The sequence below is a fragment of the Corynebacterium sp. H78 genome, from assembly GCF_037572275.1.
Lineage (GTDB): Bacteria > Actinomycetota > Actinomycetes > Mycobacteriales > Mycobacteriaceae > Corynebacterium.
The window spans coordinates 160,500-176,838 of the sequence record NZ_JBBHKX010000002.1 but is presented as its reverse complement, the minus strand read 5'-3'; the positions used below and the strand labels follow the sequence as shown (position 1 = coordinate 176,838).

The 16,339-nt window shown below is 56.8% G+C and carries 17 protein-coding genes; 3 read left to right on the top strand and 14 right to left on the bottom strand.

The features are described 5' to 3' along the window. Positions 1-3 precede the first annotated feature (3 nt). From WG934_RS02050 to secY, 11 genes are all read right to left on the bottom strand, one after another. Complete coding sequence (locus WG934_RS02050) at positions 4-2,121, bottom strand: DUF6541 family protein (protein ID WP_339977057.1); 2,118 nt, start codon at positions 2,119-2,121, stop codon at positions 4-6. 138 nt (positions 2,122-2,259) lie between these two features. After that, a complete protein-coding gene (truA, locus tag WG934_RS02045) occupies positions 2,260-3,186 on the bottom strand; it encodes a tRNA pseudouridine(38-40) synthase TruA (protein WP_339988480.1) in 927 nt (308 codons plus the stop codon). A gap of 161 nt (positions 3,187-3,347) precedes the next feature. Beyond that, a complete protein-coding gene (gene rplQ / locus WG934_RS02040) occupies positions 3,348-3,980 on the bottom strand; it encodes a 50S ribosomal protein L17 (RefSeq protein ID WP_339988479.1) in 633 nt (210 codons plus the stop codon). A gap of 97 nt (positions 3,981-4,077) precedes the next feature. Next, positions 4,078-5,103, bottom strand: coding sequence for a DNA-directed RNA polymerase subunit alpha (locus WG934_RS02035; protein WP_339977051.1), 1,026 nt, complete (start codon positions 5,101-5,103; stop codon positions 4,078-4,080). A 68-nt stretch (positions 5,104-5,171) separates the two neighbouring features. Continuing rightward, the gene (gene rpsD, locus WG934_RS02030; protein WP_339977049.1) at positions 5,172-5,777 is read right to left on the bottom strand and encodes a 30S ribosomal protein S4; all 606 of its coding nucleotides are present in this window, start codon (positions 5,775-5,777) and stop codon (positions 5,172-5,174) included. A 23-nt stretch (positions 5,778-5,800) separates the two neighbouring features. Next, positions 5,801-6,202: a 30S ribosomal protein S11 gene (gene rpsK / locus WG934_RS02025; RefSeq protein ID WP_339977047.1), complete on the bottom strand. Its 402-nt coding sequence runs from the start codon at positions 6,200-6,202 to the stop codon at positions 5,801-5,803. A 3-nt stretch (positions 6,203-6,205) separates the two neighbouring features. Then, the gene (gene rpsM / locus WG934_RS02020; protein ID WP_339977045.1) at positions 6,206-6,574 is read right to left on the bottom strand and encodes a 30S ribosomal protein S13; all 369 of its coding nucleotides are present in this window, start codon (positions 6,572-6,574) and stop codon (positions 6,206-6,208) included. A gap of 185 nt (positions 6,575-6,759) precedes the next feature. Beyond that, positions 6,760-6,981: a translation initiation factor IF-1 gene (infA, locus tag WG934_RS02015; RefSeq protein WP_303144057.1), complete on the bottom strand. Its 222-nt coding sequence runs from the start codon at positions 6,979-6,981 to the stop codon at positions 6,760-6,762. Positions 6,982-7,127: 146 nt separating this feature from the next. Next, complete coding sequence (gene map / locus WG934_RS02010; RefSeq protein ID WP_339989215.1) at positions 7,128-7,928, bottom strand: type I methionyl aminopeptidase; 801 nt, start codon at positions 7,926-7,928, stop codon at positions 7,128-7,130. Between the two features lie 197 nt (positions 7,929-8,125). Beyond that, positions 8,126-8,677: an adenylate kinase gene (locus tag WG934_RS02005; protein WP_339988478.1), complete on the bottom strand. Its 552-nt coding sequence runs from the start codon at positions 8,675-8,677 to the stop codon at positions 8,126-8,128. Continuing rightward, positions 8,677-10,017 carry a preprotein translocase subunit SecY gene (secY, locus tag WG934_RS02000; RefSeq protein ID WP_339977039.1) on the bottom strand — a complete coding sequence of 447 codons (1,341 nt, stop codon included), beginning with the start codon at positions 10,015-10,017 and terminating at the stop codon, positions 8,677-8,679. The genes WG934_RS02005 and secY overlap by 1 nt, the downstream gene beginning before the upstream one ends. A gap of 157 nt (positions 10,018-10,174) precedes the next feature. Here secY and WG934_RS01995 point away from each other — a divergent pair, with 157 nt between their 5' ends. The 3 genes from WG934_RS01995 to WG934_RS01985 are packed head-to-tail and all read left to right on the top strand — an operon-like array spanning position 10,175 to position 14,948. Continuing rightward, positions 10,175-12,973, top strand: coding sequence for a cation-translocating P-type ATPase (locus WG934_RS01995; RefSeq protein WP_339988476.1), 2,799 nt, complete (start codon positions 10,175-10,177; stop codon positions 12,971-12,973). Positions 12,974-13,005: 32 nt separating this feature from the next. Then, positions 13,006-13,740 carry a 6-carboxyhexanoate--CoA ligase gene (locus tag WG934_RS01990; protein ID WP_339988474.1) on the top strand — a complete coding sequence of 245 codons (735 nt, stop codon included), beginning with the start codon at positions 13,006-13,008 and terminating at the stop codon, positions 13,738-13,740. Next, positions 13,740-14,948: an aminotransferase class I/II-fold pyridoxal phosphate-dependent enzyme gene (locus WG934_RS01985; protein WP_339988472.1), complete on the top strand. Its 1,209-nt coding sequence runs from the start codon at positions 13,740-13,742 to the stop codon at positions 14,946-14,948. The genes WG934_RS01990 and WG934_RS01985 overlap by 1 nt, the downstream gene beginning before the upstream one ends. A gap of 95 nt (positions 14,949-15,043) precedes the next feature. Here the strand turns inward: WG934_RS01985 and rplO are convergent, their stop codons facing one another. From rplO to rpsE, 3 genes are read right to left on the bottom strand one after another with little or no spacing between them, the layout of a single operon-like run. Continuing rightward, entirely contained in the window at positions 15,044-15,490 is a 447-nt protein-coding gene (rplO, locus tag WG934_RS01980) for a 50S ribosomal protein L15 (protein WP_339977031.1), read from the bottom strand. A gap of 7 nt (positions 15,491-15,497) precedes the next feature. Then, a complete protein-coding gene (gene rpmD / locus WG934_RS01975; protein ID WP_339977029.1) occupies positions 15,498-15,683 on the bottom strand; it encodes a 50S ribosomal protein L30 in 186 nt (61 codons plus the stop codon). A gap of 3 nt (positions 15,684-15,686) precedes the next feature. Further along, on the bottom strand, positions 15,687-16,310 hold the full coding sequence (gene rpsE, locus WG934_RS01970) for a 30S ribosomal protein S5 (RefSeq protein WP_339977027.1): 624 nt from the start codon (positions 16,308-16,310) through the stop codon (positions 15,687-15,689). Between the last annotated feature and the right edge of the window lie 29 nt (positions 16,311-16,339).

Genomic DNA, 16,339 nt, shown 5'->3' with positions numbered 1-16,339 from the left:
CACTTACCTTATACGTTCGCCAGTCTCAGTCCTAGTGGCTGACGCAGGAAGATGTTCAGGAGATTCTTTACGCATGCGGTCAATAGCGTCATCTGAAACTCGGCTGTTCACCGCATAGATGGTGACTTCATGATCTCGGTATACCGGCGTCACGCCAGGTGTCCACCACAATCCATCTGCCATGATGGTGTGCCTCTTCTGATAACGCCAATAGTTCGGTGGCGACGAATAGAAGAAGGAAACGTCCAACGCTTCCACTGCCCTATCGACATCATTTTCACCTTCTGGGTCGCCCGGCGCACCCACACCCAACAAGTTCATGTGCCAATACACCATCGACGTGTCAGTGTGCTTATTCGCAACTGGCCAATCGTAATGATGGAACACCGTCTGAATCTCGTTGGCCGGGTACATCCACGCCGAACCTTCACTCGGATGAGTAAACACCCGGGTACCGGCCACCTCTGGCTGCTTTGCCAACCACGCGAACGCCTTCCGGTCATACTTCGACACGATGTGGTTGTCGCGTGGCGCGGTGTACGCCCATCGAGCTGCTTCATCAACTCGCATGATCGAATATGGCGCAAGAAGCGTTGCGACGATCGTCGCCAAGCCCACCGACACAACCGCGGCATCCTTGCCCGCAATGGCACGGGAAATCCAGGTAATGGCAATAGCCGTACCCGCGCCCAACCCTGCACAAAGAAGCAATGCGGTGGTTTGGATAAGTCGGTGTGGCGTTGCATAGTGAAGTTGGATATATGCCGACAGCACATCCCCGAAGAGGCCGTCGAAGTGCTTCAAACCGTGCGTTGTGAACAGTACTGCCAAGCCCCACGCTAATACTGGCCACCAGCGCCGGTAAAACACGGCGAGGATGAGCAAACCGACAATGCCGGTCACAAGAATAGGAACAACGATGCCGAAATCGTGGGCATGACGAGTCATCATGGTGACTGCACGGCTCCACGCTTCCATGCGGTCAACCTTGACCTGCGCAGAAAAGGCGCGGATCGAATCTTCCTGGGAACCTCCGCTCATCCACTGTGGAAGCAGCAACGCGGCTGCGGGAATAGCAACAGCGAGGATAAGCCCAATTTCGCGAATTCGGAGAACGACCGGACCACGTACTGTTCCCGATGGTGGACGCGATGGTGACCAAATCTTGTAGGCGATCCACCAGACGAAGGTAATGACAGCAACCGTTGGCACCGCTGATGGGTGCAGCTGCCCAATGCCGACGAATGCCAGCACAGCGATGAAGATGCGACGTGGCTGAGCCCCCACTGAAGTGAGTACCGCGAACGTCACACCGACGAGAGCAATCGCGACCTGATACGGCCATGCGCCAACAAAGACGCTAATCGGCATCAACACCGGAAGTGCAATAGTCGAGATAGCAGCCAAGCCGGCACCAATCGATGCCGTCCAACTTGCACGATCCACCATGCGCCAAGCAATAGCTGCGGCCGACAGAGGAGTCACCACAGCTGGCACCACAAGGCCCATATAGTTTGTCGTCGCCACAACGGTGTTGCCAGACAGAGTCGCAAACAGTGCGCCTACCGCGTGCCACGCGGCTGGGTAGTACGTTTCTGCATGCGTCTCGACATTCTGGATTTCGCCCATGCGGGTGGAAGATGCCATTCCGTCGTCAAGAATCGAACGGATCACAGACGCATGCCAATGGACATCCCATGACACCGGAATGCTCTGAATGCCATAACGCACTGCAGCCAGCTGACGGAGAGAAATGACCAGCATGGCCGTCACTCCGATCACGACACCGACGATTGCCGGAGCTGCCACCAAGGCATTGTGCATCCGCTGCTTCGACAACGGCTGATGACCACGGATCCGCGCCTTCGTGTCTGAACCAGCGCGAATGACGAAACGCCACAATGCTGCCAGCGCCAGGACGACAAGCCACGACAACAGCGCCGTCGCCACGCTGAACCGGATGTTCACCATGCCCAGTACCCAGCCCGCAAGACCAGCAACTGCAAATGTCACTGCTGGCGCAGCTGCAATTGCCCAGCCAGTTCGCACACCGGACGCGATACCGATGAGAATTCCAGGGACCATCAGCAATGCAATGAGCACTACGACAGACAGAACCATGTGTGATTCGCCTCCCTAAAGACATCAGCGCCCCGACTGGGCGCTGACCAAACATTTTGATTTTATGCGGTGTAACGGACTGACTGGCTACTCCACACTTAGCTGACTATGAGTTTCTACAACGCGAAACCGCATCCATCACAGCTCCCGCACTCCACGAGTTTGCTCGGCACGGTCCGCCAACGCACCGTCCTCTGGGTAGTCAACGCCTACCAGCGCTAGACCTTTCGCCGGCGCCACCGGAACAAGTGATGAGCGTTTCGTCTCCGACAACAACCCCTTGGTGAAGTCCTTCGCGCGACGCCCCTCACCTGCTGCCAGGCACGCCCCAACTAGGGAACGCACCATTGACCAACAGAAAGCGTCTGCGGTCACGTGCGCCTGATACAGCTCAGGTTCGTCGGGAGTCGACACGTCATGCCATGTAAACGACTGCAGATCGCGGATCGTCGTAGCATTCGGACGCGGTCGACAAAACGCAGCAAAATCATTCAAACCAACGAGTACCTCGGCCGACTGCTGCATCGTCGCGAGGTCTACCTTCCGCGCCCACGTTGCTGTATCCCGGGCACGCGTTGGCAGCGCACCACAATCAGCAGTGGTCACACGATACACGTAGTGCCGTCGTAAAGCAGAAAACCGCGCATCGAATCCAGCAGGCGCAAAACTGCACTGCTTGACGACGACATCTTCCGGCAACAACCTCGCCAGACGGCGAACAACCCGGGCCGGATCTTTAGCAATCGAGCGAGTATCCAACCGATCAGCAGGAACATCAAGGTGTGCAACCTGTGACAAGGCATGAACGCCGGCATCAGTGCGGCCTGCAACAGTTAACTGGATTGGATACTGAAAGATGAGCGTGAGCTGTTTCTCCAGCACCCCCTGCACCGTGCGCAAATCGTTCGGCTGCGCCGCCCAACCATGAAAGTCAGTGCCGTCGTATGCAATGTCGAGTCGTAGACGCACCAACGGTGATGCCGGAGCTTCTATTTCGGTCGCATCAATCGATGTCGGTGTACACGAAGTCGAGGCAGCATCAGCAGGTTCAGAGGTATTCATCATGAGTAAGTGTAAGCAACAAGCCAGCCATCAATGCCACGGAGGGCCTGCCTACAACGTCACTGAACAGCAATTCCGAAAGCAAAAACCCGCCACACCTCAATCGGTGCAGCGGGTTTTCCACTTAGGCGCATAGCCAGGAAGCTAGAAACTAGCTGGGAGAATTACTTCTCCTCTGCCTCAGCAGCCTGGTCGGTCATGCCCTCGTCGTCAGCCTTAGCCTCGAGGTCTGCCTCAGTGTTGGTGTTGTCCTTATCGACATCAGCAACAGCCTCAGCTTCTGCCTCATCGTTCTGAACGGTCATGCCCTCATCGTCAGCCTTAGCCTCGAGGTCTGCCTCAGTGTTGGTGTTGTCCTTATCGACATCAGCAACAGCCTCAGCTTCTGCCTTCTTCGAAGCAGCTGCGCGGGTGGCGCGGGTTGCCTCAGTGGTGACAGTCTCCTCGGTGACCAGAGCAATCATGGACATAGGAGCGTTGTCGCCCTTACGGTTGTCCAGCTTGATGATGCGGGTGTAGCCACCCTCGCGGTTCGCGAACATTGGTCCGATGTTGTCGAACAGGTTCTGAACTGCGAAGTTGTCGTTCAGCAGCTTAGCTGCGTTACGACGGTCAGCCAGCGTGCCGCTCTTCGCCTTGGTGATCAGCTTCTCTGCGTATGGACGCAGCATCTTAGCCTTGGTGTCAGTGGTCTTGATCTTGCCGTGCTCGAACAGCTGCTTCGCCAAGTTAGCCAGAATCTTCTTCTGGTGCGAAGCGGAACCGCCGAGACGGGCACCCTGCTTAGGGGTAGGCATTGGTTTCTCCTCGTGTTTATGAAGTCGCGTGCACTCGTGTCAACGGCTCTTGCCTTACGACGATCGTCGTCAAGCACAAGCGCATAAGTTACAGCGATTACTCGTCGTAGCTGACTTCCGAATCCTCGGTCCATTCCTCAGCTGGAGCGTCGTCCGAGATCAGGCCATCAGTTGCAGTTGGGTCGAAGTCGTTTGGCGAGTCCTTCAGGGAAAGACCCAGCTCAGCCAACTTCTCCTTGACCTCATTGATGGACTTGTCGCCGAAGTTACGAATGTCCAGCAGGTCAGATTCGGTGCGGGTTGCGAGCTCACCAACAGTGTGGATCTCCTCGCGCTTCAAGCAGTTGTAGGAGCGCATGGAGAAGTCGAGGTCCTCAATCGGAGTTGCAAAAGCTGCAACATCTTCTGCCTCACGAGGAGACGGTCCGATTTCGATACCCTCAGCTGCTTCGTTAAGTTCGCGGCACAGACCGAAGAGTTCCACCAGAGTCTTGCCTGCAGATGCCATGGCATCACGGGCGGTGATGGAGTTCTTCGTCTCCACGTCGATGATCAGCTTGTCAAAGTCGGTGCGCTGCTCAATACGAGTTGCCTCAACCTTGTAGCTGACCTTCAGAACTGGGGAGTAAATCTGGTCCAGTGGAATACGACCGATTTCGCCACCGGAAGATGGCTGTGCCGGTACGTAGCCACGGCCACGCTCGACAACCATTTCAATCTCAAGACGACCAGTTTCGTTCAGCGTTGCGATGTGGTGATCCGGGTTGTGGATCTCCACACCAGCTGGGCACTCGATGTCCGCTGCAGTGATCGCTCCGCCGCCTTCGCGACGCAGGTACACCGTTGCTGGCTCATCGAAGTCCGAGCTCAGAACCAGACCCTTGATGTTCAGGATGATGTCGGAGACATCTTCCTTCACACCTGGGATGGTGGTGAACTCATGCAGAACGCCATCGATACGGATGCTCGTAACTGCTGCGCCCGGGATGGACTTCAGCAGGGTACGACGCAGCGAGTTACCGAGGGTGTAGCCAAGACCTGGCTCCAGTGGCTCAATGACGAACCGGGAACGCGAGGAGTCGATGTAGTCCTCGGTAAGGTTTGGACGCTGTGAGATAAGCATGGTTGGTGAATCTTCCTTTGCTGGCGACCGCTATATGACGCCAATTGGAAATGGGGATGCAGAAAATCTTACTTCGAGTAGAGCTCGACGATCAGCTGTTCCTGGATAGGAATGTCGATCTGAGCGCGCTCTGGAAGCTGGTGAACGAGGATACGCAGAGTCTCTGGGACAACCTGCAGCCAAGCTGGAACGACAGCGTCGACCAGGTTCTCCTGAGCTTCCTCGAACCAAATCATCTTGCGCGACTTCTCACGCACGTCGATGATGTCGTACTGGGTCACCTGGAACGACGGAACGTTGATCTTCTTACCGTTAACGGTGAAGTGACCGTGAGAAACCAGCTGACGTGCCTGGCGGCGGGTGCGTGCCAGACCAGCGCGGTAGACAACGTTGTCGAGACGCGACTCAAGCAGGATGATGAGGTTGTCACCAGTCTTACCTGGGCGGCGGTTAGCCTCGGCGTAGTAGCGACGGAACTGCTTTTCCATCACGCCGTAGGTGAAACGTGCCTTCTGCTTTTCCTGGAGCTGGAGCAAGTACTCCGACTCCTTGATGCGAGCGCGGCCAGCCTGTCCCGGAGGGTATGGGCGACGCTCAAAGTTCATGTCTCCACCGACGAGGTCGACGCGGAGACGACGGGACTTACGGGTTGCAGGACCGGTATAACGGGCCATTGTATTCTCTCCTTACCCTGTTCCTAGACGCGACGACGCTTCGGCGGACGGCAACCATTGTGTGGCTGTGGCGTCACGTCGGAGATCGAGCTGACCTCAAGACCAGCGGCCTGGAGGGAGCGAATGGCGGTCTCGCGGCCGGAGCCTGGACCCTTAACGAAAACGTCTACCTTCTTCATGCCGTGCTCCATAGCCTTGCGAGCAGCATTCTCGGCAGCCATCTGAGCAGCGAACGGCGTGGACTTACGGGAGCCCTTGAAGCCGACGTGACCAGAGGATGCCCACGAGATAACAGCACCCTTAGGGTCCGTGATGGACACAATGGTGTTGTTGAAGGTGGACTTGATGTACGCGTGGCCCTGAGCCACGTTCTTCTTAACTACGCGACGGCCAGTGCGGCGGCCGCGTGCATTAGGAGCTGCCATGTTTTACTTCTTCTTCCCGGCGATCGTCTTCTTCGGACCCTTACGAGTACGAGCGTTGGTCTTGGTGCGCTGACCACGGACTGGCAAGCCACGGCGGTGGCGCAGACCCTGGTAGCAGCCGATCTCAATCTTGCGACGGATATCGGCCTGAACCTCGCGGCGAAGGTCACCTTCGACCTTCCAGGTTGCTTCAATGACGTCACGCAGTGCGGATACCTGCTCGTCAGTGAGAGCATCCGTACGCAGATCTGGGGAGATGCCAGTCTTTTCCAGCAGCTCAGCGGAACGGGCTGGGCCAATTCCGTAAATGTAGGTGAGAGCGACTACCATGCGCTTGTTGCGTGGCAAGTCGACTCCAGCAAGGCGTGCCATACGGCAGTTTCCTTCCGGTTGGTGCGGTGGTTTACTCCCATGCCATCCCCGCAAATCTCGCTTGCATCCGGTCGGAGCCGGACTTGCGAGTCTGATAAGCGAGGCTCTGGCCACCGTTGCCAGAGGTAATCTTGCACAGGCATGCGAAAACCGCACGCCCGGCTAGGACAGAGGAGTCAGATGTCTTACTTGTAGCGGTAGACGATGCGTCCACGCTCGAGGTCATATGGAGAGAGCTCTACTACAACGCGATCCTCTGGGAGGATACGAATGTAGTGCTGGCGCATTTTGCCACTGATGTGGGCGAGCACCTTGTGCCCGTTGTCCAGCTCAACTCGGAACATCGCGTTTGGCAAAGGCTCGATTACTCGACCCTCAACCTCGATTGCGCCTTCCTTTTTAGCCATGTCCTCCACGTTTCCCCGGCTGATTTTCACTGTAGTGAACAGCCGGTTGGATGATGTCTACTACTTGATGCAGGGACACTTGTCCTACACCAACGGTCAAGCATACACGCGACCTGCAGATTCACCAAAAGCGATTTTTCGAGGGGTCACGCCGGGCGCGGTGTCAAAATCCGTGGACCAGCTGCTGTCGCAGCGACCGTATGTTCCCAGTGCGCCGACGGCATGAGATCGGCACTGACGACGGTCCAGCCGTCGTCAAGCTCGTCGGATCCCCATTCACCACCGAGGATGAGCATTGGTTCAATAGCCAACACAGATCCCTCCACGATGTGCGGCCCCTTGCCCTTCTTGCCTTCGTTAGGCAGAAATGGATCCATATGCATTTCGCGACCGATGCCATGCCCGCCGTAACCATCAACGATGCCGAGTTCGATGTCATATCGAAGCTCAGCCTCACGCGTTGCCTGCTCCAGAGCGTATGAAATATCAGTCAACCGAGCACCCGGCACCATCGCCGCGACACCAGCATCGAGCACATCGGAGGTAGCACGGTTTAGCTTTTCGACGTCAGCCGCCAGCTTTCCAACACCGAAAGTCAGGGCGGAATCTCCATGCCAGCCATCCAGAATGGCACCACAGTCAATAGACACGAGGTCACCTTCTTGGAGAACCTTCTTATTCGACGGGATGCCATGAACGATCACTTCATTGACGGACGCGCACACCGATGCCGGGAAGCCTTCATAACCAAGGAACGAAGGCACAGCGCCGGAACTGGTAATGAGTTCATGAGCAACGTCATTCAAATCTTGGGTCGTTGCACCAGGTGCTGCTGCTGCTTTACAGGCCAATAGGGCACGGCCCACGATTTCACCAGCTGCCTGCATTGCATCTAGTTCGGTGGCGGTTCGAGGCGCCACGATGTCGCGCTTGCGTCGGAATCTCATCACGCCCGTCAACACTACTCCCCGGCGAAATCCCACGAGATGTATGTCAACAGTTCCTTGTCGGCATGAGAGTGATGTCGTGCAGTGTTCGGACTCCCGTCCGGCTCAGATGACCCGCTTTCCGAAAGCAAAAGGAGGATACGCAGTGCGTATCCTCCTTGGGTTCGTGACTCATGGCCACGCCAGCAAACTAAAAACTACTTCAGCTTCTCAAGTTCAGCCATCGTGCGCTCGTTGATGTCCGCAACGGTGCCCTCTGCCTTGATGGTGACCAGCTTGTCCTTGTAGTAGTCCAGCAGTGGTGCAGTCTCGGTTACGTAGACCTGCATGCGGTTGCGGATTACTTCCTCGGTGTCATCGGCACGACCGCGGGCGAGCATACGCTCGACAACGACGTCCTCCGAGACATCGAACTGAACGACACCGTTCAATGCGAGGCCCAAGTCCTCAAGAATGCGCTTCAACTCGCCAGCCTGCGGCACGGTACGTGGGAAACCATCCAGCAGGAAACCACCCTTCGCGTCGTCCTCAGCAAGTCGGGACTCAACCATGCGAACCGTCACATCATCAGGAACAAGGTTGCCAGCGTCAATGTAAGACTTAGCTTCGATGCCCAATGGAGTGCCTTCGCCAATGTTGGCGCGGAAAAGGTCGCCGGTAGAGATGTGAGGCACACCGAGCTTCTCGGACAGAATAGCTGCCTGAGTGCCTTTGCCGGCACCTGGAGGACCAAGGAGGACGAGTCGCATTACTTCAAGAACCCTTCGTAGTTGCGTTGCATCATCTGGCTTTCAATCTGCTTCACCGTGGTCAATGCAACACTGACCAAAATCAGCAAAGCCGTACCACCAAACATACCGCCGCTTGAACCGCCGCCTTGAGCTCCGATACCAAGATCCAGCATGAAGTTTGGAAGAACTGCGATGAGACCCAAGTAGATGGAGCCCACCGTCAGCAAACGGGTGATTACATATCCAAGGTACTCTGCCGTCGGACGTCCCGGACGGAAACCTGGAATAAATCCGCCGTACTTCTTCATATTGTCAGCCTGCTCGTTCGGGTCGTACTGCACCGAGGTGTAGAAGAACGCGAAGAACACGATCATGGCAAAAAAGAGAACGATGTACTGCCAGCTCGATGGAGCCAACAGGTACTGAATTACGTTGCGCTGCCACCAGTTGTCACCGCTTGGGTTGTCCTGACCAGACTGCACGATCTGGGTGATCAGAACTGGTACGTAAATCAGCGACGACGCAAAAATCACTGGAATAACGCCAGGCTGGTTAACCTTCAGCGGCAAGTAGGTGGAGGAACCACCGTACTGGCGACGTCCGACCATACGCTTCGCGTACTGCACTGGAATGCGACGCTGACCCTGCTCAATGAAGATAACGCCAACGATCAGTACGAACACTGCTGCCATGACGGTGCCGAATACAACGCCACCAGAGCCCTGCAGAATTCCCGCACCTTCGGCAGGCATACTCGATGCAATACCCGCGAAAATGAGCAGAGACATGCCATTGCCGATGCCACGATCCGTGATGAGCTCGCCCATCCACATCACGAGAACTGCACCTGCGGTCAGCACAATGACCATGACGACCATGTCGAAGACACCGGAGCCTTCCAGCAACAGCGACTGATTACCGCCGAGCAATGCGCCACGGTCAGCCATCGCCACAATGCCTGAGGACTGCAGAAGTGCCAACGCAACCGTCAAATAACGCGTGTACTGCGTCATCTTGTTCTGGCCGGTCTGGCCTTCCTTTTTCAGCTGCTCGAAGTGCGGGATCACGACTGTCAGCAGCTGCACAATGATCGACGCAGTAATGTACGGCATGATGCCGATGCCAAAGATGGCCATCTGCAACAGCGCGCCGCCGGAGAACAGGTTAATCATCGAGTAAACACTCGACTGATCCTGAGTGATCTGGTCGAGTCGAGCACTCACTGTCTGGTAATCGATACCTGGAGTGGGGATCTGCGCGCCGATGCGGTACAGAATGATCATGAACAGAGTGAACATGATCTTCTTCCGCAGGTCTGGATCACGCAAAGCCGCCAGTACGCCTGACTGCACGTGCATCCTCCTGAGTTCGCTTGTCGACGACCTCCTCGTTGAGGCGTCACCGCAAACTGATAGTTGACATTGTTGGACGATGGAAGTCTACCAGCGTAATCGACTTGTGACTAACACCAGTTCGTCGAATGTGGGGGCAACAGAATCGACTTACCATGGCAGTATGACCAGCTACAGAGCCTCCAGCACACAAGTCATTACTGAATTCGACACTGATGCCAAAGCGGGGCTCACGTCAGCAGAAGCTGCGCAGCGCATTGAACGGTTCGGCCCAAATGAACTGCGCTCGTCGGAAAGCGATCCGCTGTGGAAGCGAATTCTCCGTCAGTTCAATGACCCTTTGGTGTACTTGCTCATTGTCGCGATGCTCATTTCGATGGCCGCGTGGTGGTTCGAAGGCCGCTCGGGTTGGCCCGTCGACGCGACAGTGATCGCCATAATCCTGCTGGCCAACGCAGCGATTGGCTTCTCGCAGGAGCAAAAGGCAGCAGATGCGGTAGCCGCATTGGCGGATATGACGCAAGCAACGTGCACGGTGCTTCGCGCCGGCGCTCAGCAACAACTCCCCTCTTCCCAATTGGTCCCAGGCGATATTTTGTTGCTGTCCGAAGGCGACACCGTGGGGGCAGATGCACGCCTACTCACGGCATCAGCACTAACCGTGCAAGAAGCATCATTGACCGGCGAATCGGTGCCGTCGGTGAAGGATCCCGGCGATATCACCGAAGAGGTGCCTCTTGGTGATCGACACAACATGGTGTTTAAAGGCACATTCGTTTTTCAGGGTGTCGGCACGGCGGTAGTAACGGCGACGGGCATGGATACCGAGATGGGTTCCATTGCGGACATGCTCGATCGCACCGAGCAGGACGAGTCACCTCTGGAGCGCGAGATCGCAAAGGTGTCGAAGCTACTGGGCGTGCTGGTCATTGCTATTGCCGTTGTCGTGATGGCAACGCTTGCATTCATCACAGAAATCACGTCAGCACAGGATGTCGTAGACATCTTGTTGCTGGGTGTCTCGCTTGCAGTTGCAGCCGTCCCCGAGGGCTTGCCGGCGATTTTATCTCTCGTGTTGGCGATTGGTGTCCAGGCACTAGCTCGTCGTAACGCAGTCATGAAGTCGCTGCATTCCGTGGAAACTCTCGGCGCCGCGAGTGTCATTTGCTCCGACAAGACTGGCACGCTTACGCGCAATGAAATGACGTTGCGTAGCATTGTGACGGCATCCGGCACCACCACTCTCGACGGTATCGGCTACTCTCCGACCGGTTCCAGCACTTCACGTAACGACGACTCCGCTGCTGAAGCACGAACCCTGTTGGCGGCAGGATGCATCGCTAACAATGCAAGTTTGACGACATCCGATTCTGGGGAGCCCGATATCGTCGGTGATCCGACCGAAGCCGCGTTCTTGGTCGCGTGGCCAAAACTGTCACAGGATTCGGTCGCTGACGTGGAACGTATTGCTGAGAATCCGTTCACGTCGGATCGGAAGATGATGTCCGTCGTTGTTCGGAATAGCAATGCCAGCAGCAATGACCAGCCCGCACTAACTATGTACGCCAAGGGCGCGCCCGATGTGTTGCTTCGCCGTTGTGTCGCTGAACTCTCCGCGTCTGGGGTGGCGGAGCTTGCACAGGAGCGTCGTCAAGCGTGGGAGGCAACTGTTGAAGAGTTGTCGAGGGACGGCTACCGCACGCTCGGAGTCGCGATGAAGCAAGTGCCGGATACGGCACGTAGCGCAGCTGACAGTGAGTACTCCGAGGAGGGACTTGTCTTTCTCGGTGTCGTGGGCATTATCGATCCGCCACGAACTGAAGCAGCGGAAGCAATTGAGCAGGCGCACGGTGCGGGCATTCGCACAATCATGATCACCGGCGATCACCCAGTAACTGCGCAGCGGATTGCGTCGGATTTGGGCATTTTCTCGGAAGGCCACCGCACGGTCGCAGTGACTGGGCAAGAGCTAGATGCGATGAGCGCCGAGGAATTCAACGAGACGGTTCTCACCACGGATGTCTACGCGCGCGTTGCACCGGCGCACAAGCTCAATATTGTGGATGCGCTCCAAGCACACGGCCACGTCGTGTCAATGACCGGCGACGGCGTCAACGATGCGCCAGCCTTGAAGAGCGCTGATATCGGTGTTGCCATGGGCATCACTGGCACAGAGGTGTCTAAGGAAGCAGCCACCATGATTCTGGCCGACGACAACTACGCGACCATCGTCTCTGCCGTCCGTCAGGGCCGTGGCATCTTCTCCAATATCCGAAAGTTTTTGCGCTATTTGCTCAGCTCGAATATGGGCGAAGTCATTACCGTGTTCGCTGGTGTAGCCCTCGCAGCAGTGTTCGGCTTACGCGAACCCGGCAGCGAGAATGTCATTTTGCCGCTCTTGGCAACTCAGATTCTGTGGATCAACCTGGTCACGGACTCTGGTCCAGCTCTAGCAATGGGGGTCGACCCTATTGATGACGACATCATGACCCGCGCTCCCCGCGACCCCAAACGAGCGATTATCGATGCTGATATGTGGAAACGCATCATTTTCATTGGCCTAGTCATGGGCTTTGCGACGCTGCTGACTATCGACATCTTCCTCCCCGACGGGCTCATCGCCGGCACTGACTCCATCGAGGTGGCCCGCACAGCTGGGTTCACCACGCTGGTATTCGCCCAGCTGTTCAACGCATTAAATTCTCGAAGCGCTCACGCGTCGGCGTTCCACCATCTTGGCACGAACGGTTGGCTGTGGGGTTCGATCGCGTTGGCTGTTGCCATGCAGGTTGCCGTCGTCCATGTGCCTTTCCTGCAAGTAGCCTTTGGCACAGCAGCGCTGGATGCAGCGCACTGGGGTGTGGCAATTGGCATGGCTTCGCTGGTGCTGTGGTTCGAGGAGATCGCCAAGGTCGCCTACCGCATGGCGCATAAGCGGAATTCACATAAACCTGCAGCATAGCGTCCAACTTGAACGGTGTACAGTAATGTTTCGTGACTGTATATAGCATCCGAATGCGCTCCAGCCAGAACGGCCACCACATCTCAGGAGCGGAACGTCTCGTCGCCGCCACCGATCTTGAGGAACTAGCCGCTCGCATGACTAATCGTGCGCTGACGCATTCCAAGGGTTGCGCTGACGACATCGTGATCAGCATCAATGCCGTGGCACCCGCCGATGTGTGCCGAGTGCCTGCCCTCGCGCCGGTACAGACCAATTGTCAGAGCCCGGATCACGCACGCGAACTTATGCACCAAATACTTAGCGAATGTGGTGTGCAGTGTACCGATGCCATCGTCGCCGCAATGTACTCCGTAACCGGACTTCGCGGAGCCATGCTCATTGACGCAAAAACCGGACAACGCCTGGAACCGGATCTCCAGCGGGGTGTCCGAGCCAGCGCTTTCGACGCAGAGATCAACAGCGTGAGCGCGGAAAACAAGGATCACTTTCACGAGGCACTGATCCTCGCCTCCAAAGTTCAAAGCGCTCCACACATCATCGCAGAAGTGTGCATTTCTGACGATGTCGACTACACCAAGGGCTACATCGCCACCAACGACACCTTCTACCGGGTGCCCAACATCAAAGACATGCACTCACCGCTTGGCACAAGAGCATTCATCTACGACGGACCACTCGATGAAGTGTCCGCAACCATTGACTACCTCGAAAACACTCCGTGCCTCATTCAGCTTGACCCCAACAAGTTCGAGGCACACCGCTAATGCCACACCAGCCCACCCCACAATCAGCTTCCACGAATCGTGCGTCCCAGTGCCGCACGCCGCTCACCGATTCCGCTCGGACCCGCAACAAAGAGTGGGCTGCACGTGGGCTACGTCGACAGCTCTCCACCTTTTCGACGGCACAGTTGCCACATGCGGTCGTCGATAAGCGCGAATATCTATTGTTTTCATCCTCCGACTATCTGGGCCTCTCGACGCACCCCAGACTCGTCGAAGCAGCTACCGAAGCACTGCGCACCTATGGGGTCGGATCGGGCGGATCCCGCCTCACCACTGGCACTTCCCTACACACCGCCGCCGAACACGCACTCGCTCAGTTCTTTGGTGCGGACGATGCCGTCCTCTTCGCCTCCGGCTACCAAGCCAACTTGTCGACGATCGCCACAATCGCCACAGCCGACGTCCAGATCTTCTCCGACGCGACTAATCATGCTTCCATCATCGATGGTTGCAAGCAGGCTGCCGCAAAAGTCACGGTCTTTCCTCATCGGGATTACGTAGAGCTGGATCGACTATTGGCGCAGTGCCCTGCCGACAATGCGCTGGTTATCAGCGACGGTGTGTTCTCCATGTCCGGTGCACTAGCCGATGTCAAAGAACTGCACCGAGTCTGCCAGAAACATGGCGCTTGGCTCATGATCGATGACGCTCACGGCACCGGTGTTATTGGCAAGGACGGTCACGGATTATGTGCTGCAGTTGGCGTAACCCCTGACATTCTCGTCGTCACCGCCAGCAAGGCTTTGGGCTCTGAAGGTGGAGCTGTCATCTGTTCAACCGAGATTGCCGAACTATTGCGAAATCAGGCACGCAGCTTCGTCTATTCAACGTCTCTAAATCCCGGGTCGGTAGCCGCAATTATCGCTGCCCTTGACGTTGTGCGCACCCAGACAGAATTGGTCAGCACACTGCAGTCGAACATTTCCTACTTGCGTCAGTCACTAGGAATAGCATCGGCTTCGGAGAATCCAACTCTCAACGCCCCCATCATTCCACTGCCAATCGGCGATGAGGAGCGGGCTATGTCGGTTGCAGCCGCGCTACGCGACGAAGGCATATTTGTGCCTGCCATTCGCTATCCCACAGTGCCACGAGGCCAAGCAATGCTGAGGCTCACCATGACAGCGCGACACACGACAGCTGATATTGACCGGGTCGTTAGTGTTGTGCAGCGGGCATCGTCGTAAAGCCTCTGCAGAAATAGAAAAAGCCCCCACGAGAAGGAAAAATCCTTCGCCGCGGGGGCTTTAAAGATCAGTGCTCATGCACTGTCACAGATGGCTTACGCCTCGGTGACAGAACCGCCAGCTGCCTCGATCTTGGACTTTGCGGAGCCCGAGAACTTGGTAGCGGTGACATTAACAGCAACCTTGATGTCGCCGTTGCCCAGCACCTTGACTGGCTGCTTCGGGCGAACTGCGCCCTTTGCAACCAGGTCAGCGATGGTGACGTCGCCGCCCTCTGGGAAGAGGCGCTCAAGATCAGCCACGTTGACAACCTGGAAGGTGATCTTACGTGGGTTCTTGAAGCCCTTCAGCTTTGGCAGACGCATGTGAAGTGGCATCTGGCCACCCTCGAATGCTGCCGAAACCTGCTTGCGAGCCTTGGTGCCCTTGGTGCCGCGACCAGCGGTCTTACCCTTGGATGCTTCACCGCGGCCAACGCGGGTCTTGTCCTTCTTAGCGCCAGGAGCTGGAGCCAAGTCGTGGAGCTTAATTGGATCGCTCATTAGTAACCTACTCCCCCGCTACTTCTTCGACCTCGACCATGTGGCGAACTGCGTTCACCAGGCCGCGGACCTCTGGGGTATCTGGGCGAACCACCGACTGGTGGCGACGCTTCAGACCGAGAGTGCGCAGCGAGTCCTTCTGATTCTGCTTGGTACCAGCGGTACCACGGACCTGCGTAATCTTCAGAGCCATGACTTAAGCCCCCTGTCCAGCTCGTGCGCGCAGCATGCCTGCTGGTGCAACCTCTTCGAGAGACTTGCCACGACGAGCAGCAACTTCCTCAGGTCGAACCAACTGCTTCAGCGCGTCAACGGTTGCGTGGACAACGTTGATTGCATTGTCCGAACCGAGGGACTTGGAGAGTACGTCCTGAATGCCTGCGCACTCAAGAACTGGGCGCACTGCGCCACCAGCGATAACACCGGTACCAGGAGCAGCTGGGCGAAGCATAACGATGCCTGCTGCTGCCTCACCCTGAACTGGGTGGGTGATGGTGCCAGCAATCATTGGAACGCGGAAGAAGTTCTTGCGAGCCTCTTCTGCGCCCTTCTGAATTGCAGCTGGTACTTCCTTAGCCTTGCCGTAGCCAACGCCGACCATGCCTTCGCCGTCGCCGACGATGACCAGAGCGGTGAAGCTGAAGCGACGACCACCCTTAACGACCTTGGAAACTCGGTTGATGGTTACGACACGCTCCAGGTACTGCGAGCGCTCGTCCTGCTGCCGACGGTTGTCGCGACCCTCGCGACCGCCGCGGCGGTTGTTGTTCTGGTTGTCGGCGGAGTCACGTCCGCCATCACGCCGTTCACGTCCCGGCATCACGCGTTCCTTCCGTAGAACTTATTGGT

Coding starts and splice junctions, on each gene's coding strand:
- WG934_RS02050 (WP_339977057.1), bottom strand. CDS start 2,121: ATGGTTCTGTCTGTCGTAGTGCTCATTGCATTGCTGATGGTCCCTGGA.
- truA (WP_339988480.1), bottom strand. CDS start 3,186: ATGATGAATACCTCTGAACCTGCTGATGCTGCCTCGACTTCGTGTACA.
- rplQ (WP_339988479.1), bottom strand. CDS start 3,980: ATGCCTACCCCTAAGCAGGGTGCCCGTCTCGGCGGTTCCGCTTCGCAC.
- WG934_RS02035 (WP_339977051.1), bottom strand. CDS start 5,103: ATGCTTATCTCACAGCGTCCAAACCTTACCGAGGACTACATCGACTCC.
- rpsD (WP_339977049.1), bottom strand. CDS start 5,777: ATGGCCCGTTATACCGGTCCTGCAACCCGTAAGTCCCGTCGTCTCCGC.
- rpsK (WP_339977047.1), bottom strand. CDS start 6,202: ATGGCAGCTCCTAATGCACGCGGCCGCCGCACTGGCCGTCGCGTAGTT.
- rpsM (WP_339977045.1), bottom strand. CDS start 6,574: ATGGCACGCCTTGCTGGAGTCGACTTGCCACGCAACAAGCGCATGGTA.
- infA (WP_303144057.1), bottom strand. CDS start 6,981: ATGGCTAAAAAGGAAGGCGCAATCGAGGTTGAGGGTCGAGTAATCGAG.
- map (WP_339989215.1), bottom strand. CDS start 7,928: ATGAGATTCCGACGCAAGCGCGACATCGTGGCGCCTCGAACCGCCACC.
- WG934_RS02005 (WP_339988478.1), bottom strand. CDS start 8,677: ATGCGACTCGTCCTCCTTGGTCCTCCAGGTGCCGGCAAAGGCACTCAG.
- secY (WP_339977039.1), bottom strand. CDS start 10,017: ATGCACGTGCAGTCAGGCGTACTGGCGGCTTTGCGTGATCCAGACCTG.
- WG934_RS01995 (WP_339988476.1), top strand. CDS start 10,175: ATGACCAGCTACAGAGCCTCCAGCACACAAGTCATTACTGAATTCGAC.
- WG934_RS01985 (WP_339988472.1), top strand. CDS start 13,740: ATGCCACACCAGCCCACCCCACAATCAGCTTCCACGAATCGTGCGTCC.
- rplO (WP_339977031.1), bottom strand. CDS start 15,490: ATGAGCGATCCAATTAAGCTCCACGACTTGGCTCCAGCTCCTGGCGCT.
- rpmD (WP_339977029.1), bottom strand. CDS start 15,683: ATGGCTCTGAAGATTACGCAGGTCCGTGGTACCGCTGGTACCAAGCAG.
- rpsE (WP_339977027.1), bottom strand. CDS start 16,310: ATGCCGGGACGTGAACGGCGTGATGGCGGACGTGACTCCGCCGACAAC.